This is a genomic window from Pseudomonas sp. GD04091 (genome assembly GCF_029836165.1).
In the GTDB taxonomy this organism is placed as follows: domain Bacteria; phylum Pseudomonadota; class Gammaproteobacteria; order Pseudomonadales; family Pseudomonadaceae; genus Aquipseudomonas.
In genome coordinates this window covers 65,874-90,682 of the sequence record NZ_JAOEBG010000024.1, presented here as the reverse complement: position 1 = coordinate 90,682, position 24,809 = coordinate 65,874, and the positions used below count along the sequence as shown (strand labels likewise).

Sequence of the window (24,809 nt, the reverse complement as noted above, 5' to 3'; positions counted from 1 at the left end):
GCGCGCCCCTTTCGCGACGCAAGGCCGCTCCCACAGAGGGACAGTTCCGTGCGCGACAGCGCAGCCCAAAGGGCTGGGCGATCTCCTACAGAAATTAGCCAAGACGCACTCAATCACCGTCATAGCGGAAATATATTTTGTGCACTAAATATTTGAGCGCAATATTCAGCTCAAGCAGCAAACAGTCACCAACCCCACCCAGCAGAACCCGGAGAACGATCATGACCCTTCGCAAAGCCTTCGCCCTCACCGTCACCACCCTGGCCCTCGGCACCAGCGTCAGCAGCTTCGCCAGCGAAGCCACCCCGTACCGCTACGGCATGGACCTGGACATCGCCAAGGTCGTCAGCCTCGACGCCCCCACCAGCACCCAAGGCCAGACCAGCACCGCCACCCTGACCTACCGCGACAGCAGCGGCCAGCTGCGCGCCGTGAGCTACGTACAACCCACCGTCCTCGCCAACCAGAACTGAGCCACGGCTCGCCCCGCAAAGGAGCTAGAACATGAAACTGTCCCGCACCCTGACCGCCGGCCTGCTGACCCTCGCCGTGAACAGCGCCTTCGCCGCCGGCAGCCCCGGCGTCGAGCACACCACCCAGGGCTTTCTCGACGCCCTGGCCGCCGGGGGTGGCAAGCCGTTGGAAACCCTCTCGCCCAAGGACGCCCGTGCGGTATTGAGCGGCGCCCAGGCCGGAGTGAAGGTCGACCTGTCGGGGATCCGCGTCGAACGCCGGACCATCCAGGCCGACGGCCAGCCGCTGGAGATCCGCGTGGTGCGGCCCGAAGGCGCCAAGGGCGAACTGCCAGTGTTCATGTTCTTCCACGGCGGCGGCTGGGTGCTGGGCGACTACCCCACCCACGAACGCCTGATCCGTGACCTGGTGGTGGGCTCCGGGGCCGCAGCAGTGTACGTCGACTACACGCCATCGCCGGAAGCCAGGTTCCCCACCGCAATCAACCAGGCCTACGCCGCCACCCGCTGGGTCGCCGAGCATGGCCAGGCGATCGGCGTGGACGGCAGCCGCCTGGCGGTGGCCGGCAACAGCGTCGGCGGCAACATGGCCGCGGTAGTGGCACTGAAGGCCAAGGAGGCCGGCACGCCGAAGCTGCGCTTCCAGGCCCTGCTGTGGCCGGTGACCGACGCCAACTTCAACAACGCGTCCTACAACCAGTTCGCCGAAGGTCACTTCCTGACCCGCAACATGATGCAGTGGTTCTGGAACAACTACACCACCGACCCGCGCCAGCGCGACGACATCCACGCCTCGCCGCTGCGCGCCAGCCTGGAACAGTTGAAAGGCCTGCCGCCGGCCCTGGTGCAGACCGCCGAGATGGACGTGCTGCGCGATGAAGGCGAAGCCTACGCCCGCAAACTGGACGCCGCCGGGGTGCCGGTGACCGCCGTGCGCTACAACGGCCTGATCCATGACTACGGCCTGCTCAACGTGCTGAGCACCGTGCCCAGCGTGCGCAGTGCGATGGACCAGGCGGCACAGGCACTGAGAACCCATCTGCAATAAGTGGTCGATCGCCATCGCGGCGGCACGACTTGCCCCGCGATTGATTCAGCAAAGGTCCCACTTTCAGAACGATGCTTCCCGCAGGCCCAGGATTGTCCTGTTTCCCTCTCCACCCGAAAATGCCCGCCTCTTTCATCGATGGCATAAGCTGTTGCATCAAGCGCTGCCGCCCGCAGTTCAAGGAGTCCGAGCAATGCCACACGAAGGCAGCCTTCTACAGACCGCCGTCATCTTCCTCCTCGCCGCCGTGGTCGCCGTGCCTCTGGCCAAGCGCCTGCAGCTGGGCGCCGTACTCGGCTATCTGCTGGCCGGCGTGGCCATCGGCCCGCAGGCCCTGGGCCTGATCCGCGACACCGAAAGCGTCGCGCACATCTCCGAGCTGGGCGTGGTGTTGCTGCTGTTCATCATCGGCCTGGAGCTGTCTCCCCGGCGCCTGTGGTTGATGCGCAAGTCGGTGTTCGGTGTCGGCGCCGCGCAGGTGGTCCTGACCGGCGCGGCGCTCGGCGCCATCGCCCTGTTCGGTTTCAGCCAGAGCCTGCCGGCGGCCATCGTCCTCGGCCTGGGCCTGGCGCTGTCGCCCACCGCCCTGGGCCTGCAGAGCCTGGCCGAGAGCAAGCAGCTCAATGCGCCCCATGGTCGCCTGGCCTTCGCCATCCTGCTGTTCCAGGACATCGCCGCGATCCCGCTGATCGCCCTGGTGCCGCTGTTGGCCGCCAGCGGCCCGGACACCAGCCACGGCGACAGCCTCGAACATGGCTTGAGGGTGTTCGCCAGCATCGCCATCGTCATCGTCGGCGGCCGCTACCTGCTGCGCCCGCTGTTTCGCATCGTGGCCCGCACCGGCCTGCCGGAGGTGTCCACCGCCACCGCGCTGCTGGTGGTGATCGGCACCGCCTGGTTGATGGAGGAAGCCGGTATTTCCATGGCTCTGGGCGCCTTCCTCGCCGGTCTGTTGCTGGCCGACTCCGAATACCGCCACGAGCTGGAATCGCAGATCGAACCGTTCAAGGGTTTGCTGCTGGGGCTGTTCTTCATCAGCGTCGGCATGGGCGCCAACCTGCGCCTGCTGCTGGAGATGCCGCTGGTGCTGCTGGGCATGACCATGCTGCTGATCGCGGTGAAGCTGGTGCTGCTGATCGGCGTCGGCCGCCTCGCCGGGGGCCTCAACAGCGCCAGCGCGCTGCGCATGGGCATGGTGCTGGCGGCCGGTGGCGAGTTCGCCTTCGTGGTATTCAAGCTGGGCAAGGACCAGGGCCTGTTCGACACCCTGACCTACGACCTGCTGCTGATGACCATCACCCTGTCGATGGCCCTCACCCCGCTGCTGATGATTGGCTGCGCACGCGCGCTCAAGCGCCCGCAGCCCGCCCGTGAAGTGCCCGAGCAGTACAAGCAGATCGACGCCGGCACGCCACGGGTGGTGATCGTCGGCATGGGCCGCATGGGCCAGATCGTCGCGCGCATCCTGCGGGCGCAGAAGATCCCCTTCATCGCCCTGGAAACCTCGGTGGACACCATCGAGATGACCCGCATGTTCGAGCAGGTCCCGGTGTTCTACGGCGACCCGTCGCGCACAGAGGTGCTGCATGCGGCCAAGGTCGGCGAAGCCGAGTACGTGATCATCACCATCGACGACCCCGAGGCCGCCACCCGCACGGCGGAACGGATCAAGCGCCTGTACCCGCACCTGAAGGTCATCGCCCGGGCACGCAACCGCCAGCACGTGCACAAGCTGGTGGACGTGGGCGCCGAGCCGATTCGCGAGACGTTCCATTCCAGCCTGGAGATGAGCCGGCGGGCGCTGGTCGGGCTGGGGCTGACGGAAGCCCAGGCGGCGGATCGCATCGCCCGGTTCACCGAGCATGACGAGCAGGTGCTGGAGGCCCAGGGGCAGGTGCGCGACGACCGGGCCAAGGTGATGCAGACGGCCAAGGAGGCGCGGGTGGAGCTGGAGCGGTTGTTTGCGTCGGATGAGGATTGAGGCTCAGGCGAACGCCAGCCGCTCGATGGGTGGATGCTCGCGGTGCGCGGCCTGCCACAGGTCGTAGGCCGCCTGCTCGGCCAGGTACTGACGGGCACTGCCAAGACCGGCCAGTTCAAGGCGATAGGCTAGGTCGGCTGAAATGGCTGCGTGGCCGTTGAGCACTGTGGATAACTGACCACGTGAATAGCCCAGGTGGCGGGCCAGGGAAGAGACGTTCATGCCGATGGCGGGCAGGACGTCTTCGCGCAGGGCTTCGCCGGGGTGGGGTGGGTTGTGCATGGTTGTCACTTCACCTTGGAATCTTGGGGGCTGCTACGCAGCCCTTTCGCGACACAAGGCCGCTCCCACAGCGATCGCGCCAGATTGAGGGGCCTGAGCAAGACAGTTACTCCTAAAGGAGATCGCTATCCCTGTGGGAGCGGCCTTGTGTCGCGAAAGGGCCGCAAAGCGGCCCCCAGTTCAAACGGCAGATCGAGGTCTCACCCTACGCTGATGATCCAGCCACCAACGGGGTTCCTACGCCAGTTCTCGCCACTGGATAGCAACTGGTTTCGCGCTCGCCTGAAACCATACAACAGCGGCAGAGCAGATCAACCGAGAAGCTTCCGACAAGCTCGAAGGAACGTGTTCAAAAAACACTCGAATCTGCTGAGCTCAGCCATGTCCTACGTGATCTGAAAGCCTTTCCTACTGTGCAGCCTACAGCCCAAGAAATACCCTACAAAGTCTGTCGATACCCTTCTGATTGTCCGGGGAAATCATGCCCTCTAGGATCTCCCGGTCGCTGTCGCTTCAGCGATCGGACGTGGAAATCCGGTTAGGGTTATTGCCTTCAATGGCAGTTGTGCGCGGGAGGCCGCCTGGCCTGCCGGGTTGACCTCTAACCGGTTTCCACCCCGCGTACGGCTGCCACCCTCTGCGTGGAAACGGACGGTTGCGGTTCAACCCTTAGAGGATCACTGCAATGAAAAAGATCGTCCCCGACCCGCCCCTCCCCGACACCCGCCACCACCCCTTCGGCAAATGCGACGCCGGCCACCCACCGCTGTTCGCGGTCAACCCCAACATCAACGCCCACGACGCCTTGGTACATGTCGCCGAGTACCTGCGCAGTGCCTACAACGTCGGCTACAAGGCGCTGGAGCATATGGATGAAACCGGCAGGAGCCTGCTGTGGGCCAGCCTGCATGGCATCGAGATGGCCGAAGGTTTGACGGAGGCAATGCTGGTGGGTATTGAGTCGTCCTGAGAAGCAGATCGCATGAGGGCCGCCAAGTGCTTGCCGATGGCCTTGCAGCGCTTATGAGATCGAGCGCCGCCCGCGCGGCGCATCGCTGGCAAGCCAGCTCCCACATCTGTTTCGGGCCAGTGAGTCCTGTGAAGGTACCGCTGTCCGCCTTGGTGCATGTCTTGAGACAGGTGGGACGCCAGTTGTGCCCACGCTGAAACCGCGTCGTACCAACAAGGCGTACAGCCGCGGCGGCGCAGGCATAACTGGCCCGAAACAGATGTGGGAGCCGGCTTGCCAGCGATGCGCCGCGCGGGCGGCGCTCGATCTCATAGGCGCCACAAAGCTGTCGCCCTGCCCTCCAGCCCCACCACCCGGTAGACTGCGAACCACCCCCTGCCCCGTCGCGGAGACCGCTCTTGGAAGACCTCAACTCCCTCTACTACTTCACCCAGGTGGTCGAGCACGGTGGCTTCGCCCCGGCCGGGCGGGCGCTGGACATGCCCAAGTCCAAGCTCAGCCGGCGCATCGCCGACCTGGAGGAACGCCTCGGCGTACGCCTGCTGCACCGCACCAGCCGGCACTGCTCGCTGACCGAGATCGGCCAGGCCTACTACAACCGCTGCCTGGCCATGCGCGTGGAGGCCGAGGGCGCCGCCGAGATCATCGAACGCAACCGCAGCGAACCACGCGGGCTGGTGCGCATCAGCTGCCCGACCACCCTGCTCAATTCCTGGGTCGGGCCGATGCTGACCCGCTACATGCTCAAGTACCCGCAGGTAGAGCTGTTCATCGAGAGCACCAACCGCCGCGTCGATCTGCTGCACGAAGGCTTCGACGTGGCGCTGCGGGTACGCTTCCCGCCGCTGGAGAACACCGACATGGTGATGAAGGTGCTGAGCAACAGCACCCAGTGCCTGGTCGGGCATCCGTCGTTCCGCGAACAGCTTGCGAAAGGCTTTGACCCGCAGCAGCTCAGTGAGCTGCCCAGCGTGCATTGGGGCGGCGCCCAGCGTGAATACCAGTGGGAGCTGTTCCAGGGCGAGGACATGAGCCGCAGCCTGGTGATCCCGCACACACCGCGGATGGTCACCGACGACCTGTTCGCGCTGCGGCATTTCGTGGTAGCGGGCGTGGGGATCGCGCACCTGCCCAGGGTGGCGGTGCGCGAGGACCTGGCGGCGGGTCGGTTGGTGGAGATGGTGCCAGGCTGGCATCCGCGTTGCGGCATCGTCCATGCGATCTTCCCGTCGCGGCGGGGGTTGCTGCCGTCGGTGCGGTCGTTGATCGATCATCTGGCCGAGGAATTTTCCATCAGTGACATGGCCTGATAACGCCTCCAGCAGGTCCGGCCCCATCACCGGCAAGCCGGCTCCCACAGAGGCCGCTGGCTTGCCAGCGAATGGGCCGCGAAGCGGCCCCGCTGTGCTCAGAACGCAAAGCAGGAACAGCCCAGCGCCCCCCAGAAGCCCTGGTAATCGCTCACCGGCACACTGGAATGCCGCGCCTTCTCATGGCTGTGGGCATGCACCCCGCACGGCCCGACGCACTGGTGCAGCGCCGCCGCCAGCGGCGCACCGGCGCGCCAGTGCCCCGGCACCTTGACCACCGGCGACCACTCGGGCAACACCGGCACCTGCACCGGCCCGAGCTTGTCGAACTCGGCGGCGCCATACACCACCTTGCCGTCGACCACGGTCAGCACCGACTCGATGCCCTTGATCGCCTCTTCATCGACGCTGAAGAAATCCAGCGACAACGCCGCCAGGTCGGCCAACTGGCCGACCTTGATCTGCCCCTTCTTGCCCTGCTCGCTGGAGAACCAGGCACTGCCATGGGTGAACAGCTGCAGCGCGGTCGCCCGGCTCAGGCCCTCCGGATACAGCGCCAGGCCACCCACGGTCTTGCCGCTGACCAGCCAGTACAGCGAAGTCCACGGGTTGTAGCTGGACACACGGGTGGCATCGGTACCGGCGCCGACCGGCACGCCCTCGGCGAGCATGCGCTGGATCGGTGGAGTCTTCTCGGCAGCCTTGGCACCGTAGCGATCGACGAAGTACTCGCCCTGGAAGGCCATGCGGTCCTGGATGGCGATGCCACCGCCGAGCGCCCGCACCCGTTCGATGTTCTTCGGGGTGATGGTCTCGCAGTGGTCGAAGAACCACGGCAGGCCGTTGAACGGGATGTCGCGGTTGACCTTCTCGAACACGTCGAGCATGCGCGAGATCGATTCGTCATAGGTAGCGTGCAGGCGGAACGGCCAGCGCTGCTCGACCAGGTGGCGCACCACCGGCTCCAGCTCTTGCTCCATGGTCTGCGGCAGGTCCGGGCGCGGCTCGAGGAAGTCCTCGAAGTCGGCGGCGGAAAACACCAGCATCTCGCCGGCACCGTTGTGGCGGAAGAAGTCGTTGCCGTCGCCGGGCTTGACCTTCTGCGTCCAGTTCTTGAAGTCGGCCAGCTCTTCCTTGGGCTTCTGGGTGAACAGGTTGTAGGCGATGCGCACGGTCAGCTGGTCGTTGTCGGCCAACTCCTGAATCACCTGGTAGTCGTCCGGATAGTTCTGGTAGCCGCCACCGGCATCGATGGCGCTGGTCAGGCCGAGGCGGTTGAGCTCGCGCATGAACTGGCGGGTGGAGTTGACCTGGTACTCCAGCGGCAGCTTCGGCCCCTTGGCCAGGGTGGCGTAGAGAATGGTGGCGTTGGGCCGGGCGATGAGCATGCCGGTGGGGTTGCCGAACTTGTCGCGCTGGATCTCGCCACCCGGCGGATTGGGCGTGTCTTTGGTGTAGCCCACGGCCTTGAGCGCGGCGCGGTTGAGCAGCGCGCGGTCGTAGAGGTGCAGCAGGAACACCGGGGTGTCCGGCGCGGCCTGGTTGATCTCCTCCAGCGTGGGCATGCGTTTCTCGGCGAACTGGAATTCGTTCCAGCCGCCGACCACGCGCACCCACTGTGGGGTCGGCGTGCGCTCGGCCTGGTCCTTGAGCATGCGCAAGGCGTCGGCCAGCGACGGCACGCCCTCCCAGCGCAGCTCGAGGTTGTAGTTCAGGCCGCCGCGGATCAGGTGCAGGTGCGAGTCGTTCAGGCCCGGAATCACCGTGCGCTGCTTGAGGTCGATGATCTGCGTGCTGGCGCCCTTGTGGGCCATGGCTTCGGCATCGCTGCCCACGGCGATGAACTTGCCGTCCTTGATGGCCACGGCGCTGGCGTTGGGTTTCTCGCGATCAACGGTATGCAGCTTGCCGTTGAACAGGATGAGGTCGGCGGTCATGGGATCTCCTGAAGTTGCGGCGTGAGCGGAATCGGTGAACGGCAACGCGCTCCACAGCGCGCCAGCGGCGCCAAGCACGGTGCCGGTGGCGAGGAACTTGCGGCGGCTCTGGTCGGTGGGATCCTGGCTCATGGTGCTCTCCCTTCGGACGAGTGATCGGCAGGCGGTTAAGGCTAGCAATGGAACCTGGCCGGCGCTCAGCGGCGCAGCCAGGCGGCACAGCGGCGGGTCACCCAGGGCATGATGAAGAACACCACCGGGAGGATGACGCCGAGGTTTATCAGCAGGTTGCTCGGCAACCGCGCGCCCAACGCCGGGAAGCGCTCGAACAGCGGCGCCAGCAGCACCGGCACCAGCAGGGTCAGCGGGCAGATCACCAGGTAGGTGAGCACGGCCTGCTTCCAGCGCGGCGGTTGCGCCGCGCCGGTGGTGGCCGGGGTGAACCAGAATTCCGGGTCGTCATGCACCTGGGTCTGGTCGCCCTCCTCCAGCAGCGGCAGCACTTCGGCCACCAGCGCCTGACGCTCGGCGGAATCGACCCAGGCTTGCAACTGGCTGGCCTCGGCGAAGCGCACCACGGTGGTGAACTGGCGACCACCGTCGTCGGGGCGAATCACGTTCACGTCCAGGTGCCCTGGTTGCTGGCGGGCCACGCCGACGGTGTGTCGCAGCCACGTTTCGTAGCGCGCCAGGGCCTCGGCGCGGACCTTGTGCTGGATGACCAGCGTGACCACGGTGCTGTTGTTCATCGCGGTGTACCTGGGCTGGATGGGCCAGGCGCCGGGCGGGCGCCTGGCGAGGCGGCTTACTTGCCGGCGGTCAGGGCGTTGTAGCTGGTGATCAGGTTACGGTAGTCGGGGATATGGTTGGAGAACAGCGCCGCCAGCCCTTCGACGTCGTTGCGCCAGTCGCGGTGCAGCTCACAGGCCACGCCGAACCAGGTCATCAGTTGCGCGCCGGCCTGGCTCATGCGGTCGTGGGCGGCATCGCGGGTCATCTCGTTGAAGGTGCCGGAGGCGTCGGTCACCACGAACACATCGAACTCTTCTTCCAGGGCCGCCAGCGCCGGGAAGGCCACGCACACCTCGGTCACCACGCCGGCGATGATCAATTGCTTCTTGCCGGTGGCCTTCACCGCCTTGACGAAGTCTTCGTTGTCCCAGGCATTGATCTGGCCTGGGCGGGCGATGTACGGGGCGTCCGGGAACAGCGCTTTGAGTTCCGGCACCAGCGGGCCGTTGGGGCCTTGCTCGAAGCTGGTGGTGAGGATGGTCGGCAGGTTGAAGTACTTGGCCAGGTCCGCCAGGGCCAGCACATTGTTCTTGAAGCGGTCCGGATCGATGTCGCGGACCAGGGACAGCAGACCAGCCTGGTGGTCGACCAGCAGTACGGCGGCGTCGTCTTTGTTCAGGCGGTTGTATTTGAAGTTGTTCATTGCCGGTGCTCCTTGGGTTTCGATCTTCAGTGGGTTGGGTGTTTCGCGTTGATGGGAGAAGATTAAAACCGGGACCTTTGTGGCACTAGATAGCGAAATTTGGCTTTAGCGTTCTATTTCATGAACGATAGATCGCGCTCGCCTCTTCGCGGGCAAACCCGCTCCCACAGGGACCACGCAGGCCTTGAGGGCAGTGAGAAACCTGTGGGAGCGGGTTTACCGGCGAAGAGGCCACCGGCACCATCGCCGCCCCATTGCCTGACACCACAACCTGCTCTATTACTACCCACAGCCCTCCCCCGCACCGAGACCATCATGCTGGCCTTCATCCAGTCATACCCGTTGTTGCTCGGCACCCTGCTGATCCTGCTCGACCTGCTGCTCTGGCACCTGATCCCGGTGCATCGGCACGCCTGGCGCATCGCCTCGCGACTGGCGACCTTCCTGCTGTTCAGTTGGGTACTGCTGGCCGCCGGGATGAGCCCGCTGCAACCGCCCCCCTGGGTCGACGATGTGGCGCGCAACCTCATGGCCACGGTGCTGGCGATCGGCTGGTGGCTGTTCGGCGCGCGCACGGTCACGGTGGTGTTCGGCCTGCTGCTGGTGGCGCGCGGCAGCCATGGCGGGCGCCTGCTGCAGGACGTGCTCGGGGCGCTGATCTTCCTCGCCGCCGTGGTGGCGGCGGCGGCCTACGTGATGCAGTTGCCGGTCAAGGGGCTGCTGGCGACCTCCGGGGTAATGGCCATCGTCATCGGCCTGGCGTTGCAGAGCACGCTGGCCGACGTGTTCTCCGGCATCGTGCTGAACACCACGCGGCCCTACCAGATCGGCGACTCCATCTCCATAGACGGCACCGAAGGCAAGGTGGTCGACATCGATTGGCGCGCCACCCGGTTGATCACCGGTAACAGCAGCCTGGCGGTGATCCCCAACTCGGTGGCCGCCAAGGCCAAGATCCTCAACTTCAGCCGTCCGGCCGAGGTGCATGGGGTGTCGATCAGCGTTGTGGTGCCCGCCAAGGCGCGTCCGCAGCGGGTGTTCGATGCACTGGAGAAGACCCTGCAAGGCACCAGCATGCTGCTGGACAAGCCGGCGCCCAAGGTCACGGTGAAGGCCTCGACGCTGGAATCGGTGGAGTACGAAGCCAGCGGTTTCATTGCCGACATGGGGCGCAAGACCGAAGTACGCAACCAGCTGTTCGACCTGGCCCACCGTCATCTGGAGGCCAGCGGGGTCACCTGGAACACCGACCTGGGCAGCCCCGCGCGCAGTCGCCAACGCGACCTGCTGGACGAGGTGCGGGTGTTCCGCTCGCTGAGCAACGAGGAACGCGACGCCTTGAGCCAGCGCATGACCACGGTGGAGTACCTGGCCGACCAGGTCATTCTCGGCATTGGCGAGCGCTCGGAGCACGTGTTGCTGATCAGTCGCGGCGTGGTGCTGGCATCGGTGCGCGACGGCGAGCGCCTGATCGAAGGCGGGCGCATGGGGCCGGGGGAAGTGCTGGCGCTCGAAGGCCTGGTGGATGACGAGGCCTCGCCTGTCGAGTTTCGTGCCCTGAGCAGTTGCATGCTCTACCGTATCGACAAGGAACAGGTACGCGGTTGCCTGACCGAGAGTGGTGATGTGAAGTCGGCGCTGACTAAGCTGCAGCGGTTCCGGCGGCAGAAACGCGAGTCACTGCTGCTGCAGAAACCGGCGGTGGTGAAGAAAGGTGGGTTCCTGAGCTGGTTGCACAAGTAGCCAAGCCCCCATCCCCTGTAGGAGCGGCCTTGCCGAGGCGTCGGACCGGTCGGAAAGGGCTGCGCAGCAGCCCCAGGGTTTCAGTGTTGAAGCAAGAATCGCTGGGGCCGCTCCTACAGGAGCGCCAGAGCCTACAGCACCACCCGCAGGCACTGCCCCGCGTGATACAGCGAGAACCCCGACTCGTAGAACGCCGTGCGCAGCGACGGCGCGCTCACCGGTTTCATCGGCGAGAACGGAATCGGCAGGCTGTCCGGATCATCCTTGAGCAGGAACTCGGCGAACGCCCGGCCGATCACCGTGCCGGTGGTATTGCCCCGGCCGTTGTAGCCGGTCACCGCCACCAGCCCTGGCGCCGGCTCGAACAGGCGCATCAGGTGGTCCGGAGTGAAGTCGATGCAGCCGGTCCAGTGCATCTCCCACTCGACCTTGCCCAGCTGCGGGTAGTAATGACTCTGGATGCGGTCGGCCCAGCTGCGCACGAACCACGCCGGCTTGTTGTCCACACGCCCCAGGCTGCCGAGCAGCAGGCGGCCCTGGTCGTCGCGACGGATGCTGCTGAGCACGGTGCGGGTGTCCCACGAGCCCTGGCCATGGGGCAGAACCTTGTCGGCTGCGGCGCCATGCAGGGGCTTGGAGGCGACCTGGTAGTAGTAGCCACGGAAGAAGTGCTTCTGCAGATGGCTCCAGTCGCCTTCGGTGTAGGCGCCAGTGGAGATCACCACCTTGTCGGCGCGCACCGCGCCACGGGCGGTCTTCACCTGCCAACCATCGCCGTCGCGCTCCAGCCCCTCCACCGAGGACTGCTGGAACAGCTTGCCGCCCAGCCCGGTCACGGCGGCGGCCAGGCCCTGTGTATAAGCCATGGGGTTGATGGTGCCGGCGCGGCGGTCGAGCAGCGCGGCGGAAATCTTGTCGGTACCGCAGTATTGCTGGCATTGCGCGCCGGTCAGCAGTTCGACGTCGGCGCCGCGCCGGGTCCATTGCTGGTGGCGGGCCTCGAGGTCGGCGATGCCGGTGGCGTTGTGCGCCATGTGCAGGGTGCCTTTGTGTTGGGCCTGGCAGTCGATCCCCAGGCGCTCGATCATGGCGAAGACTTCGCCTGGGGCTTCACCGAGCACCTTGTTCAAACGGCTGCCCCGTTGGCGGCCAAGGGTGACCTCGACATCGTCGGGGCGGATCCAGGTGCCGGCGTTGACCAGGCCGACGTTGCGTCCTGAGCCGCCGTGGCCGATCTTCCAGGCCTCCAGCAGGATCACCGACTTGCCCTGCTCCAACAGGTGGATCGCCGCGGACAGGCCGGTGATGCCACCGCCGATCACGCAGACGTCGGCCTTGTGCTCGCCGGCCAGGGCCTGGGCGGCGACGGTCGGTTTGGTGACGAACTCCCACAGACATTCTTGACGCAGTTCGGACATGGCCCGGCTCCAGCGATTGTTCTTATTTGCCTCTGGGGCCGCTTCGCGGCCCTTTCGCGACACAAGGCCGCTCCCACAGGAATCGCGCCGAATCCTGTGGGAGCGGCCTTGCGCCGCGATTCGGGGGCGTCAGCCCCCGCCCACGATCATCAGTCGAACACGATGCCCTGCGCCAGCGGCAGCTCACGCGAATAGTTCACGGTATTGGTCTGCCGGCGCATGTAACCCTTCCAGGCATCCGACCCGGACTCACGCCCACCACCGGTCTCCTTCTCGCCACCGAACGCCCCGCCGATCTCCGCACCGCTGGTGCCGATGTTGACGTTGGCGATGCCGCAGTCGCTGCCCGAGGCGCTCTGGAAGCGCTCGGCCTCGCGAATGTCGGTGGTGAAGATGCACGACGACAAGCCTTGCGGTACTTCGTTGTTCAGGCGCAGGGCCTCTTCGAAGTCGTCGTAGGCCAGTACGTAGAGGATCGGCGCGAAGGTCTCGTGGCGCACCACATCGCTCTGCGCCGGCATCTCGGCGATGGCGGGCGAGACGTAGTAGGCGTTCGGGTACTGCTCGGCCAGCTGGCGCTCGCCGCCGAACACCTGGCCGCCTTCGTCGCGGGCTTTGGCCAGCGCGCCCTGCATGGCATCGAACGACTGCTTGTCGATCAGCGGGCCGACCAGGTTGTCCTGGCGCGGGTCACCGATGCGCACCTTGCCGTAGGCGGCTTTGACCCGGGCCACCACTTCGTCCTTGAGCGAGCGGTGGACGATCAGGCGGCGCAGGGTGGTGCAGCGCTGGCCGGCGGTGCCGACGGCGGAGAAGAGGATGCCACGCACGGCCAGGTCCAGGTCGGCGCTCGGGGTCAGGATCATGGCATTGTTGCCACCCAGTTCGAGGATGCTGCGGCCGAAGCGCGCGGCGACACGCGGTCCGACTTCACGGCCCATGCGGGTGCTGCCGGTGGCGCTGACCAGCGGCACGCGCGGGTCGTCGACCAGGGCTTCGCCGGCTTCGCGCCCGCCGATCACCAGTTGCGCCAGGCCGACCGGCGCATCGCCGAAGGCTTTCAGGGCTTTTTCGAACAAGGCTTGGCAGGCCAGCGCGGTCAACGGCGTCTTCTCGGACGGTTTCCACACCACCGAATTGCCGGCCACCAGCGCCAGCGCGGTGTTCCAGGACCACACCGCCACCGGGAAGTTGAAGGCGCTGATCACGCCGACCACGCCCAGCGGATGCCAGCTTTCACGCATGTGGTGCCCCGGACGCTCGGAGGCGATGGTCAGGCCGTACAACTGGCGCGACAGGCCGACGGCAAAGTCGCAGATGTCGATCATTTCCTGCACTTCGCCCAGGCCTTCCTGGGTGATCTTGCCGGCTTCGATGCAGACCAGTTCGCCGAGGTCGGCCTTGTGCTCGCGCAGCACTTCGCCGAACAGGCGCACCAGCTCGCCACGCCGTGGGGCCGGCACGTTGCGCCAGACTTCGAAGGCCTGCTGCGCCTGGTCGATGCGGGCGATGGTGTCGGCCTTGCCGAGCAGTTTCACCGAGGCGATCTGGCTGCCGTCGATCGGGGTGTGAACAGGGTAGTCACCCTGGGTGTGAGCCGCGGCGGCAACGCCAAGGCGCTCGAGCAATGCAGCAACCATTGTGCTTCTCCTTTCATCGGGTGAAGGGTTGGAAAATGATGTGGGTCAGTATTAATCCGATTACACAGGTGCAACAAACGACCTTTATTCCGCATATCATTCCGCCAGGTAATGATTTCAGCCGCCGAGACCGCTTATGTCCAAACGCCTGGTACCGTCCATGACCGCCCTGCAGTGCTTCGAAGCCGCAGCCCGCCACCTGAGCTTCACCCGCGCCGCCGAGGAACTGCACCTGACCCAGAGCGCGGTGAGCAAGCAGGTGGCGCAGCTCGAGGAGATGCTGCGCCACCACCTGTTCCTGCGCATCCGCCGGCGCCTGCAACTGACGCCCGCCGGCAGCCTGTACCTGGCCGAGGTGAACAAGATCCTCACCCAGGTGGACATGTCCAGCCGTTATGTCCTGAGCTATGGCTCGCAGACCGAAGTATTGAAGGTAGCCACTCAACCGAGTTTCGGCGTGCGCTGGCTGATCCCGCATCTCAAGGGCTTCGGCAAGCGCCACCCGAACATCCACCTGGACATCCGTAACGAGATGGAGCCGTTCGCCCTGCTGCAGGGTTCGGCCGACGTGGTGTTCTTCTACGGCCAGGGCACATGGCCCGGGGCGACCTGCGTCGAGCTGTTCGGCGAAGAGGTGGTGCCGGTATGCGCACCGGAACTGCTGCAGGGGCGCACGCTGCCTGACGCAGGCGCGGTGGCGGCGCTGGTGCTGCTGCAGAGCACCTCGCGGCCGCAGGCGTGGCACGAGTGGTTCCTGGAGCAAGGGCTGCATACCGACAACAGCTACCACGGGCCGCGTTTCGATACGTTCTACATGGCGTTGAGCGCGGCGCAGGCAGGATGCGGGGTGGCGCTGGTGCCGCGTTACCTGGTGGCCAGGGAGTTGGCCGAGGGCAGCCTGGTGCTGGCCTGGGACCATGCGATGAAGAGCAATGGCGCGCATTACCTGGCGTATGCCGAGCATGCGGCGGAGGTGCCGAAGGTACGGGCGTTGGTGGAGTGGGTTCGCGAGCAACTGCAGGCTTGAGATCGCCGGGGCCGCTTTGCGGCCCTTTCGCGACACAAGGCCGCTCCTACAGGCGAGTGCGTTTCCATGTAGGAGCGAAAGGGCTGCGCAGCAGCCCCATGGCCCTAACAGGTCGATCAAAAAAGGAATGAAACCCGCACTTTTTTTCGCTTTAACGGCAACTCCATTCCCAGTTTTCATGTAAGTGTCCTCCACTCACCCAGGAAGCTTGCGATGCCCGCCCACGATTTCGTCAGCCCCGACAGCATTCGCGCGCAGTTCTCTGCCGCCATGTCGCTCATGTACAAGCAGGAAGTCCCCCTGTACGGCACGCTGCTCGAGCTGGTGAGCGAAATCAACCAGCAGGTCATGGCCGCGCAGCCCAAGGTGGCCGAGGCCTTGCGCTGGACCGGCGAGATCGAGCGCCTCGACCAGGAGCGCCACGGCGCCATCCGCGTCGGCACTGCCGAAGAACTGGCCACCATCGCCCGCCTGTTCGCGGTGATGGGCATGGAACCTGTGGGCTACTACGACCTGAGCTCGGCCGGCGTGCCGGTGCACTCCACCGCATTCCGTGCCGTGCACGAACAGTCGCTGCACATCAGCCCGTTCCGCGTGTTCACTTCGCTGCTGCGCCTGGAGCTGATCGATAACCCGCAGCTGCGCGAACTGGCCCAGCGCATTCTGGCCAAACGACAGATCTTCACTGCGCGCGTGCTGGAACTGATCGCCCAATGCGAGCGCGAAGGTGGCCTGAGCCAGGCCGACGCCGACACCTTCGTCTACGAGGCGCTGCACACCTTCCGTTGGCACCAGGAGGCCACCGTCACCGCCGAGCAGTACCAGCAGCTGCACGACCAGCACCGGCTGATCGCCGACGTGGTGGCGTTCAAGGGCCCGCATATCAACCACCTGACTCCGCGCACCCTGGACATCGACGCGATCCAGCTGGGCATGCCGGCCAAGGGCATTCCACCGAAAGCCGTGGTCGAAGGCCCACCCACCCGGCGCTACCCGATCCTGCTGCGCCAGACCAGCTTCAAGGCCCTGCAGGAAAAGGTCGCCTTCAGCGATGCGCAAGGCAGCCACACGGCGCGCTTCGGCGAAATCGAACAACGTGGCGCGGCGCTCACGCCCAAGGGGCGCCAGCTGTACGACCGCCTGCTCGATGCGACCCGTGCGGCCTTGGGCGGCGCACCGACCGATGCCAACGCCGAGCGCTACATGGGATTGCTCAAGGAGCACTTCGTCGCGTTCCCCGATGACCTGGCGCAGATGCGCGAACAGGGGCTGGCGTACTTCCGCTATTTCGCCACCGAGCAGGGGCTGGCGGCACGCGGACAGCCCCAGCGCCCGGACAGCCTGCAAGGGCTGATCGACGCCGGGCATGTGCATTTCGAGGCACTGGTGTACGAAGACTTTCTGCCGGTAAGCGCGGCGGGGATCTTCCAGTCCAACCTGGGGGACGATGGACAGGCCGATTACGGCAGCAATGCCAATCGGGATGCCTTCGAGGCGGCGCTCGGGCTGAGCGTGCAGGATGAACTGGCGTTGTATGCCCAGAGCGAGCGCCGGTCGCTGCAGGCATGCGCCCAGGCACTGGGCCTGGCCGCGCTGTAAATCCGGGATCGTCTGGAAAGGGCTGCGCGCCAGCCCCTCCTTTGCACCCTCATTCGCCGGGCAACAGGCGCAATGTGCTCTGCGCCGGGATCACCCCCATGCGCACTTTGTGATAGCGCCCCTGGATATAGTCCTCGGCCTGGTCGTCATAGTGCCGATCGAACGGTACCCCGCTCTGCCCGACCGGGTTGATGGTCAGCGCCGCACCGGCATCGGCGAAATCGATCAGGCGCCGGGTCGACGGTCCATAGGTGACCGGCCAGGGCGCCGGGCCGATCTTCGCCGACAGGTTGTTCGGTACTTCATGGCTGCCGGGTGCGGCGAACGGGCCAACGTTGAACAGCAGGTTCAGTGGTTTCTTCACCCCCAGCGGATGGTTGTGCGTGAGGGTATGGGCCTTGCCCCACTGCCAGCTGGCCGAATCCTTGCCCAACGTTTCGCGCAGGTGCTTGAGGGTGCGCTGCCAGGCCAGGCGTACCACGGCGCTGCGGTCGCTGTGCTCGCTGCCGCCGCGCAGGTTCCACCACGGCGATGACGGATCGGCGGCCAGGCGCGGCAGGGCGGCGTCGATGGCGCGGGTGCCGATCAGCACGGGGAACCAGGTGTCGCCCAGCTCGTCGTGCAGGGCGGCGAAGGCCAGTTCGTAGAGAAACTGGTTGAACAGCGTGGCGCTGGTCGAATCCAGCGGGTAGTCGCCACGCCAGGCGGCCAGTTGCTCGACCAGCTCCTTCTCTTCATCGCCCTGGGCGACGCCGCGCAGGGTAGCCAGCAGCGGCGCCAGGGTGCGCGGACCGTAATCGGTGCTGGTGTCCAGTTGCAGGGCCTGGCTGTTCTGGGTGTCCCACCGGATATCCGGATCGTTCAGGCGACGATCGAGCTGGCGACCGCGGTCGGCCAGGTTGTAGTAGCCGGGCACCGGGATGGTCGCCGGTGGCTGATGGTTGGCCGAGACGATGTAGCCGCTGGCCGGGTTCTCCTGCTGGGGATTGGCGCTGAACGGGTAGAACCCGGGCTTGTCGGCCTGGCCGGTGCTGCCGTCGAGGATGAACGCCGGATTGACCCCATCCGGGCGGATCGGCAGCCGCGCCGCCGCCCACCAGCCAATGTCGCCCTTGGCGTTGGCCCACACCAGGTTCAGACCCGGCGCCTGGACCTGGGTCGCCGCCTCGCGCATCTTGGCCAGGGTGTCGGCGCGGTTGATCTGGTAGAAGCCCTCGAGAATCGGGTTCTCGGTTTCCAGGAACGCCCACCACATGGCGATGGGCGTGGGCCCGGCGGTATCGCCCAGCACGTTGTTGACGATCGGGCCGTGGGGCGACCGGCGCAGGGTGATGGTGACGGGGTCTTCGCCTTTCACCGCGATGTTCTGCTCGGTCTTTTCCAGCGGCTGCCAACGGCCATCGACCATGACTTGCTCGGGATCGCCCGGATGGGTCTGTTCCGCGATCAGGTCGACATCGTCGTTCTGGAACATGGTCAGGCTCCAGCCGAAATCACGGTTATGACCGAGCAGCGCGAACGGGTTCAGTGCCTGGAAGTAGCCATACAGGTTGAAGCCCGGCGCCGACAGCTCGGCCTCGTACCAGACCGCCGGCACGGCGAAGGCGATGTGCGGGTCGCCGGCCAGCAGCGGGCGGCCGCTGCGCGTATGGCTGCCGGACACGGCCCAGGCGTTGCTGCCTTCGAACTGCGGGATGCCGGCATCGCCCAGGGCGTCCTGGCTCAGGTGTGCCAGCTGCTCCAGGCTGCGCCAGTCGGCGCTGGCCAGCGGTGTGGCCAGGGCACCGTCCGGGTGCCAGTCGAGGTCGAAGATCTTCAGGTATTCGGGGCCGAGCTGGTCGCGAATGTAGGTCAGCGCGGGCTCGGTGCGAAACGCCGCGGCGAAGCTGTAGGCGAGGTAGCCGGCGATGCTCAGGGTGTCCTCGGCGGTGAAGGGGCGGGCGGGAATGCCGAGCAGGTCGAACTCCATCGGCTTCGGATGGCTGGCCTGCCACTGGTTGACGCCATCCAGGTAAGCCTGCAGCGCTTGCAAGGCCGGTGACCGCGGGTCCTGTCGCCGCGCCATCAGCGCCGCCTGATCGCGAATGCGCAGGCTGCGGAACAGGGTGTCGGTGGGCAGCAGCTTCTCCCCCAGCACCTCGGCCAGCTCGCCACGGGCCAGACGGCGCATGATCTCCATCTGGAACAGCCGGTCCTGGGCGTGCACATAACCCAGCGCGCGGTACAGGTCTTGCTCGTTCTGCGCCTGCAGGTGCGGCACGCCGCGGGCATCGAAACGCACGCTGACCGGCGCCTGCAGCCCGGCGATGACCACTTCGCCCTCACGCTGGGGCTGCTTGCCCCGCACGTACCAGTAACCGGTGCCAGCGGCGGCCACGGCAATCACAACCGCCAGCAGGGTCAGGCTGCGCTTCATCGAGACTCCTTGTGCACTCGAGGGGAAAAATGTGGTCCGATCATCGGCGGATTCGCGAAATGAGCATAGTCCCCCACAAGGAGTTTCCATGTCCCTCAGCGAAAAACAGAAGATGCTGGCCGGCCAGCTCTACCACGCCGGCTGCCCCGAGCTGCAGGCCGAGCAGACCGCCAACCGGCTGTGGATGCACCGCTACAACGGCAGCGGCGAGCTGCCCAACCAAACGCGCCATGACCTGCTGCAGGCGCACTTCGCCAGCGTCGGCGCAGGGGTGGTGATCCGCCCGCCGTTCCACTGCGACTACGGCTACAACATCAGCGTGGGCGCCAACACGTTCATGAACTTCAACTGCGTGATCCTCGACGTGCTGCCGGTGCGCATCGGCGCCGACTGCCAGATCGCCCCGGCGGTGCAGATCTACACCGCCGACCACCCGCTGAATCCTGAACTGCGCCGCAGCGGCCTTGAGAGCGGGCGCCCGGTGATCATCGGCGACAACGTGTGGATCGGCGGCGGGGCGATCATCCTGCCGGGGGTGACCATCGGCGACAACGCGGTGGTCGGCGCCGGCAGCGTGGTGACCCGTGATGTACCGGCGGGGGCGGTGGTGGTGGGCAATCCGGCGCGGGTGCGTCAGTCGGCCCAGGGACAGTAGCAGCCCACCGCCAGGGTGTTGGACGCCTGCACCTGACGCCCTTCGCTCAGCGCCTTGAGGATCGGCTCGATGAAGCTGTTGCTCGAATTGCACACCGCGCCTTCGCTGTACGGCCCGAAGTAGGCCAGCCTGCCGTCATGGTCCCAGATCGCCACGGCAGGCGTGGCCGGCAGGTAATCGCTGCCGGGCAAGCTGGCCAGGGGTTTGAGCGCGTCGAGGCTGGCCGGCAGCTGGCCATGGCTGCCGGCTTTTTGCAGCACATGGAAACTGACGCCCAGCGGCGCGAAGTGCGCCACCAGTTCGCCCAGGTGCTGCTGATTGCCGACGTTGCACGGGCAGGCCGGATCCCAGAAGTGCACCACACGGATCGGGCCTGGGCCCGCCAACTCGGGCGGCAGGCGCAGCTGGCTGCCGTCGAAGAAGGTGGCCTGGTTGTCGAACGGACGCAGGTAGCGGGACTGGAAGCTGTCGTAGGCCCACCACAGGGCGGCGGCGCAGAGCAGGGCGGCGAGGATGCCGAAGAATGACTTGGCGTGTCGGGTTGGCATGGGTGATCCGCAGGCTTCCCTGTGGGAGCGGGCTTGCCCGTTCCACAGCGATCAGAGTTGCTCGATGAATGGTGGCCAAGCTTGCCATGGCACGGCCCAGAGCTGAATATCGCAGATCAATACTTGCTCCAGTCCGGATGTACCAATGCCCGCCAGTTTCCACCCTGACCTGTTGCGCAGCAGCCTGTCGCCCCTCGCCGATCGTCAGCCGCCGTCCGCCCAGAGCCAGGTCTACCAGCGCTTCTACGGCCTTACGCTGCCCGCGCTCAGTTGGCTGGGTGGTTTCCAGGCCTCGGGCTTCGATCTGGTCGGGCAGGTCTGGCTACCCGAGCGCCCGGTGGCGACGCTGTTCCTGCTGCACGGCTATTACGATCACATGGGTCTGTACCGGCATGTGATCGAATGGGCGCTGAGCCAGGGCTACGCCGTGATCGCCTGCGACCTGCCGGGCCATGGCCTGTCCAGCGGCGAGCGGGCCAGCATCGACGACTTCGCGACCTACCAGCAGGTACTCGATGCGCTGTTCGAACAAGCCCGGTCGCTCGACCTGCCACGCCCCTGGCACCTCTGCGGACAGAGCACCGGGGGCGCGATCGTGGTCGATCACCTGCTGCATCGGGGCGACCGCAGCCCGGCCGACGGCGAAGTGATCCTGCTGGCGCCATTGGTGCGCCCGCACGCCTGGCACTGGTCGAAGTTCAGCTACTGCGTGCTGCGCCACTTCGTCAACGGCATCGAGCGACGCTTCAGCGAGAACACCAACGATCCAGCCTTCCTGCCGTTCCTCGAGGCCGATCCGCTGCAGCCACGGCGCCTGCCGACCGCGTGGGTCGGCGCACTGATGAAGTGGGTCAAGCGCATCGAGGCGGCACCGCAGAGCACGCGGCGGCCGTTGATCGTGCAAGGGGAGGCGGACGCTACCGTGGACTGGCCCTATAACCTCAAGGTACTCAAGGCCAAGTTCGCCGATCCGCAGATTCTCATGCTGCCCGAGGCGCGACACCACCTGGCCAACGAACTGCCCGGCATCCGCCAGCGCTACTTCGCGTTCCTCGGTCAGCGCCTGGGCTGATCAGTTCAGGTCCGCGGCGTTCTGGCCGACGGCCAGGGCGGCGCGCACCGCGGTCACGGCGGCCTTGTAATAGGCCTGGCCTTGCGGTGATTCGGCGAAGGTGGCGAATGCTTCCAGCTCGGCGTCCGACAGGTCGCGATAGACGTACAGCAGCGTGTTGTTCAGGTCTTCGCCCACCTGGTTCATCAGGCGCTGACGCTGGCCATCGAGCAGGTTCTGGGCCTGGCCGCCCCCGAACAGGCCAGGCAGCATCGAGCTCAGGCTGTCGGCCGCCACCCCGGCTATCGCCAGGCTGACCTCGGCACCGGCTTCGCGGGCGGGCAGGGCTTGGGCCAGGTGGCCGATGATCAGTAGGCGGTTGTCGCTGGCCTGGATCTTCGGCAGGCCCTTGGCGTTCCTGGCCAGTTGATCCTTGCGCGTGGCCAGCAACTCGGCGGCGACCACCTTGCGCCCCAGCGGCGACTGGAAGAAGGCCAGGGCCGGCGAGGGGTTCGCCAGGTTGGCGCGCAGCTGCGCCTGCGCCCGCCGGTCCATGGCCTGGGCCTGGAAGCGCTGGTTGCTGTTGCTCACCAGCGCCTGGTAGACGGCCGGTGGCAGGCTGTTGCGGTAGCGCTGCTGGGCGGCGCTCACGGCATCGTTGAAATGGGCGCGCTGGTCGGGCCAGCCGGCGGCCTTGTACAGCTGATCGAGGGTGTCCGCCCAGACAGGCATGGTGCAGATCATCAGCAGAAGAAGGGAAAACAGACGGCGCATTCAGGACTCCTGTCGGCAGGCCGCCATTGTCCTTGGCGTGGCGGGGCTTTGTCGAGTCGCCAGGGGCGCTTCCTGACCAAGTGGCGCTGTGCGGCGACTTGCCGAATGGCTATGATGCGCCATGCACATTCCTTTCGAACATCCGCTGCTGACGGCGATCGTCGATGACCTGGCCACCCGTGGCTGGTCACAGCAGAATCTCTTCCTGCCCGACGCGCTGGTGCGCGAGCTCGCGCTCGAGTGCCGGCGTCGTTACGCCGAAGGCGATCTCAACCCAGCCGGTGTGGGGCGTGGCGCCGCGCAGGAAGTACGCGAGGCCATTCGCGGCGACCAGATCCAGTGGCTGGACCCCGGCGAGTCCGAGGTCTGCGACCGCTACCTCGGCGCCATGGACGGCCTGCGCCAGGCCATCAACCAGGGGTTGTTCCTGGGGCTCGAGGATTTCGAATGCCATTTCGCCCTGTACCCGCCCGGCGCCTTCTACAAGCGCCACCTGGACCGCTTTCGAGACGATGATCGGCGCATGGTGTCGGCGGTGTTCTACCTGAATGACGCCTGGCAGCCGGAGGACGGCGGACAGTTGCGCATGTTCCTCAAGGGCGGTGTCGAGCATGATGTGCAGCCCGTGGCTGGCAGCCTGGTGGTGTTCCTCTCGGGCGATGTGCCTCACGAAGTCCTTCCCGCCGGGCGCGAGCGCCTTTCGCTGACGGGTTGGTTCCGCCGCCGTGGCAACGACCCGTTCTGACCTGCCGAAGGTCCTGGTCAGCGCCTGCCTGCTGGGCCAGCCGGTGCGCTATGACGGGCGCGCCAGTGGTCATCCCGGCCTGTTGCAGCGCTGGCAGGCCGAAGGACGGGTAGTGCCACTGTGCCCGGAAGTCGCCGGTGGCCTGCCGACCCCGCGTCCGCCGGCGGAAATTCCGGGCGGGCAGGGCGGCGCGGTGCTGGATGGGCAGGCACAGGTCGTGACGCTGTCGGGAGAGGATGTCAGCGGCGCGTTTGTGGCCGGAGCGCAGCTGGCGCTGGCGCTGGTACGCCGGCACGGCATCCGTGTGGCGGTGCTCAAGTCCGGCAGCCCGTCGTGTGGCAATCGCCTGACCTACGATGGCAGCTTCACCGGCGTGAAGGTGGCAGGGGAAGGGGTGACCACAGCCTTGCTGCGCCGAGAAGGGGTGCAGGTGTTCAGCGAGCTGGAGCTCGAAGAGGCGCAGCGAGCGCTGGCTGCGGTCTGATCGCGGGGCAAGCCGGCGATGCGATGTTACTGTCCCTCAGTCGCTTGCGTAGCGCCCTTGAGCCATTTGCTTTCCAGGTCAGCCAACCGGCCATCGTCCTCGATCCGCTGCAAGGCATTGTTCACAGCTGACTCGAAGGCTGGGTTGCCCTTCTGGAAGGGAATCACCCGTTTTTTCTGAGCGAACGGCTCACTGCTGTCCAGTGCCGGCCCGAGCTTCTGGTCAGGTTCGACCTCTTTGAAGGCAATGTCGTATTTGCCACTTTCCACCCCTGGCAGCACTTCCTCGGCGGAGGTTTCGACGAACTCGGCGCGTACGTCCAGCTCCTTGGCCAGGGCCTGACCCAACTCGATCTCGAAGCCGGTCAGGTGTTCGTTCTCTTTGAACGCATAGGGTGGCGCATCGCCGAGCACCGCAATGCGCAGTTCGCCACGGTCGTTGATTTCGTCGATCAGTTCGGCCTGCGCCAGAGGGCTGAACAATGCCGCCAGCAGAATGCCAATGGTCAAACGCATGAGTGCCCCTTTCTTGTCCGGCAGATGAATTTCATTCGCCGTGGCTTTTTCTCTGCCCCGGTCGAACGCAGCCTATGACCTCAAGGCCGAACCAATGTTTAAGTCGGCCCTGAAATATTTCTGTCCTGGTTTTTGAACCTCTGCCGGTCTGGTTGGACTATGGTGAAGTACCGCTGCACCGCGTTTCAGCGAAAGCGGTCAATTGAAGTGAATCACAGGAGAAGTGAATGAAAAGCCTATTTTCGCGTGCTGCCGTCGCCGGTCTGCTGATGGGGGCGTCGGTATTCGCCAGCGCCGCGGATGCCCTGAAGAGCCAGCAGCCACCGGAAGGCGCCAAGGTCTTCATCGTTTCCCCCGCCGACGGGGCCACGGTCGACAAGACCTTCACCGTCAAGTTCGGTATCGAGGGCATGGGCCTCAAGCCTGCGGGTGATCAGACCCCGCACACTGGCCATCACCATCTGCTGGTGGATGTCGACAAGGAACCGGTCGCCGACATGCCGCTGCCGACCAGCCTGATGCCGGAGAACAACGCACCGCTGCCGGCGGGCCCGCAAGTGCTGCACTTCGGCAAGGCGCAGACCGAAGCGACCATTACCCTGACCCCAGGCAAGCACACCCTGCAGCTGGTGCTGGGCGACATGTACCACGTGCCGTTCAAGCCGAGCGTCGAGTCGAAGAAGATCACCGTCAACGTCAAGTGATGCCGCTCCCACAGGATGCGTTTTGCAGTCCCCACGAAAAAGGGAGGCCACCAG

At 65.9% G+C, this 24,809-nt stretch carries 23 protein-coding genes; 13 read left to right on the top strand and 10 right to left on the bottom strand.

The genetic code is table 11. The features are described from left to right. Positions 1–221 precede the first annotated feature (221 nt). From N7422_RS22805 to N7422_RS22795, 3 genes are all read left to right on the top strand, one after another. Complete coding sequence (locus N7422_RS22805) at positions 222–473, top strand: DUF2790 domain-containing protein (RefSeq protein WP_279808659.1); 252 nt, start codon at positions 222–224, stop codon at positions 471–473. A 31-nt stretch (positions 474–504) separates the two neighbouring features. Further along, the gene (locus tag N7422_RS22800) at positions 505–1,521 is read left to right on the top strand and encodes an alpha/beta hydrolase (RefSeq protein WP_279808658.1); all 1,017 of its coding nucleotides are present in this window, start codon (positions 505–507) and stop codon (positions 1,519–1,521) included. Positions 1,522–1,714: 193 nt separating this feature from the next. Next, the gene (locus tag N7422_RS22795; protein WP_279808657.1) at positions 1,715–3,502 is read left to right on the top strand and encodes a monovalent cation:proton antiporter-2 (CPA2) family protein; all 1,788 of its coding nucleotides are present in this window, start codon (positions 1,715–1,717) and stop codon (positions 3,500–3,502) included. 3 nt (positions 3,503–3,505) lie between these two features. On the opposite strand, the gene N7422_RS22790 is transcribed toward N7422_RS22795, so the two are convergent. Next, the gene (locus N7422_RS22790) at positions 3,506–3,784 is read right to left on the bottom strand and encodes a HigA family addiction module antitoxin (RefSeq protein WP_062359945.1); all 279 of its coding nucleotides are present in this window, start codon (positions 3,782–3,784) and stop codon (positions 3,506–3,508) included. A gap of 685 nt (positions 3,785–4,469) precedes the next feature. Between N7422_RS22790 and N7422_RS22785 the strand changes: the two genes are divergently transcribed. Both N7422_RS22785 and N7422_RS22780 read left to right on the top strand, forming a co-directional pair. Then, positions 4,470–4,754, top strand: coding sequence for a DUF3077 domain-containing protein (locus N7422_RS22785; RefSeq protein WP_279808656.1), 285 nt, complete (start codon positions 4,470–4,472; stop codon positions 4,752–4,754). Between the two features lie 398 nt (positions 4,755–5,152). Continuing rightward, complete coding sequence (locus N7422_RS22780) at positions 5,153–6,064, top strand: LysR substrate-binding domain-containing protein (protein ID WP_279808655.1); 912 nt, start codon at positions 5,153–5,155, stop codon at positions 6,062–6,064. A 98-nt stretch (positions 6,065–6,162) separates the two neighbouring features. Here N7422_RS22780 and N7422_RS22775 read toward each other — a convergent pair whose 3' ends face one another. From N7422_RS22775 to ycaC, 3 genes are all read right to left on the bottom strand, one after another. Continuing rightward, positions 6,163–8,001 carry an amidohydrolase gene (locus N7422_RS22775; protein ID WP_279808660.1) on the bottom strand — a complete coding sequence of 613 codons (1,839 nt, stop codon included), beginning with the start codon at positions 7,999–8,001 and terminating at the stop codon, positions 6,163–6,165. 197 nt (positions 8,002–8,198) lie between these two features. Then, on the bottom strand, positions 8,199–8,750 hold the full coding sequence (locus N7422_RS22770; protein ID WP_279808654.1) for an antibiotic biosynthesis monooxygenase: 552 nt from the start codon (positions 8,748–8,750) through the stop codon (positions 8,199–8,201). Positions 8,751–8,806: 56 nt separating this feature from the next. Next, positions 8,807–9,436: an isochorismate family cysteine hydrolase YcaC gene (gene ycaC, locus N7422_RS22765; protein ID WP_279808653.1), complete on the bottom strand. Its 630-nt coding sequence runs from the start codon at positions 9,434–9,436 to the stop codon at positions 8,807–8,809. A gap of 315 nt (positions 9,437–9,751) precedes the next feature. Here ycaC and N7422_RS22760 point away from each other — a divergent pair, with 315 nt between their 5' ends. Further along, positions 9,752–11,179 carry a mechanosensitive ion channel domain-containing protein gene (locus N7422_RS22760; RefSeq protein WP_279808652.1) on the top strand — a complete coding sequence of 476 codons (1,428 nt, stop codon included), beginning with the start codon at positions 9,752–9,754 and terminating at the stop codon, positions 11,177–11,179. Between the two features lie 131 nt (positions 11,180–11,310). Here the strand turns inward: N7422_RS22760 and N7422_RS22755 are convergent, their stop codons facing one another. After that, positions 11,311–12,597: an FAD-binding oxidoreductase gene (locus tag N7422_RS22755; protein WP_279808651.1), complete on the bottom strand. Its 1,287-nt coding sequence runs from the start codon at positions 12,595–12,597 to the stop codon at positions 11,311–11,313. 149 nt (positions 12,598–12,746) lie between these two features. Next, positions 12,747–14,237 carry an aldehyde dehydrogenase family protein gene (locus N7422_RS22750; protein WP_279808650.1) on the bottom strand — a complete coding sequence of 497 codons (1,491 nt, stop codon included), beginning with the start codon at positions 14,235–14,237 and terminating at the stop codon, positions 12,747–12,749. Positions 14,238–14,373: 136 nt separating this feature from the next. Here N7422_RS22750 and N7422_RS22745 point away from each other — a divergent pair, with 136 nt between their 5' ends. Both N7422_RS22745 and N7422_RS22740 read left to right on the top strand, forming a co-directional pair. After that, positions 14,374–15,264, top strand: a complete 891-nt coding sequence (locus N7422_RS22745) for a LysR family transcriptional regulator (protein ID WP_279808649.1) — start codon at positions 14,374–14,376, stop codon at positions 15,262–15,264. 213 nt (positions 15,265–15,477) lie between these two features. Then, positions 15,478–16,863, top strand: coding sequence for a VOC family protein (locus tag N7422_RS22740; RefSeq protein ID WP_279808648.1), 1,386 nt, complete (start codon positions 15,478–15,480; stop codon positions 16,861–16,863). 49 nt (positions 16,864–16,912) lie between these two features. Here the strand turns inward: N7422_RS22740 and N7422_RS22735 are convergent, their stop codons facing one another. Further along, positions 16,913–19,279 (bottom strand): penicillin acylase family protein, encoded by a 2,367-nt coding sequence (locus N7422_RS22735; protein ID WP_279808647.1) that lies wholly within the window; start codon positions 19,277–19,279, stop codon positions 16,913–16,915. Between the two features lie 88 nt (positions 19,280–19,367). On the opposite strand from N7422_RS22735, the gene N7422_RS22730 reads away from it, so the two are divergent. Continuing rightward, on the top strand, positions 19,368–19,934 hold the full coding sequence (locus tag N7422_RS22730; RefSeq protein WP_279808646.1) for a sugar O-acetyltransferase: 567 nt from the start codon (positions 19,368–19,370) through the stop codon (positions 19,932–19,934). Here N7422_RS22730 and N7422_RS22725 read toward each other — a convergent pair. Next, positions 19,913–20,482 carry a DUF6436 domain-containing protein gene (locus tag N7422_RS22725; protein WP_279808645.1) on the bottom strand — a complete coding sequence of 190 codons (570 nt, stop codon included), beginning with the start codon at positions 20,480–20,482 and terminating at the stop codon, positions 19,913–19,915. The genes N7422_RS22730 and N7422_RS22725 overlap by 22 nt on opposite strands. A 145-nt stretch (positions 20,483–20,627) precedes the next feature. Here N7422_RS22725 and N7422_RS22720 point away from each other — a divergent pair, with 145 nt between their 5' ends. Next, positions 20,628–21,554 (top strand): alpha/beta hydrolase, encoded by a 927-nt coding sequence (locus N7422_RS22720; protein ID WP_279808644.1) that lies wholly within the window; start codon positions 20,628–20,630, stop codon positions 21,552–21,554. Here N7422_RS22720 and N7422_RS22715 read toward each other — a convergent pair whose 3' ends face one another. Beyond that, the gene (locus N7422_RS22715) at positions 21,555–22,307 is read right to left on the bottom strand and encodes a hypothetical protein (RefSeq protein WP_279808643.1); all 753 of its coding nucleotides are present in this window, start codon (positions 22,305–22,307) and stop codon (positions 21,555–21,557) included. Positions 22,308–22,428: 121 nt separating this feature from the next. On the opposite strand from N7422_RS22715, the gene N7422_RS22710 reads away from it, so the two are divergent. Continuing rightward, the gene (locus N7422_RS22710; RefSeq protein WP_279808642.1) at positions 22,429–23,052 is read left to right on the top strand and encodes a 2OG-Fe(II) oxygenase; all 624 of its coding nucleotides are present in this window, start codon (positions 22,429–22,431) and stop codon (positions 23,050–23,052) included. Next, complete coding sequence (locus tag N7422_RS22705; RefSeq protein ID WP_279808641.1) at positions 23,033–23,536, top strand: DUF523 domain-containing protein; 504 nt, start codon at positions 23,033–23,035, stop codon at positions 23,534–23,536. Before N7422_RS22710 ends, N7422_RS22705 begins: the two co-directional genes overlap by 20 nt. A gap of 26 nt (positions 23,537–23,562) precedes the next feature. Here the strand turns inward: N7422_RS22705 and N7422_RS22700 are convergent, their stop codons facing one another. Next, the gene (locus tag N7422_RS22700) at positions 23,563–24,051 is read right to left on the bottom strand and encodes a transporter substrate-binding domain-containing protein (protein ID WP_279808640.1); all 489 of its coding nucleotides are present in this window, start codon (positions 24,049–24,051) and stop codon (positions 23,563–23,565) included. 227 nt (positions 24,052–24,278) lie between these two features. Here N7422_RS22700 and N7422_RS22695 point away from each other — a divergent pair, with 227 nt between their 5' ends. Next, positions 24,279–24,755 (top strand): DUF4399 domain-containing protein, encoded by a 477-nt coding sequence (locus tag N7422_RS22695; RefSeq protein WP_279808639.1) that lies wholly within the window; start codon positions 24,279–24,281, stop codon positions 24,753–24,755. The last annotated feature ends 54 nt before the right edge of the window (positions 24,756–24,809 follow it).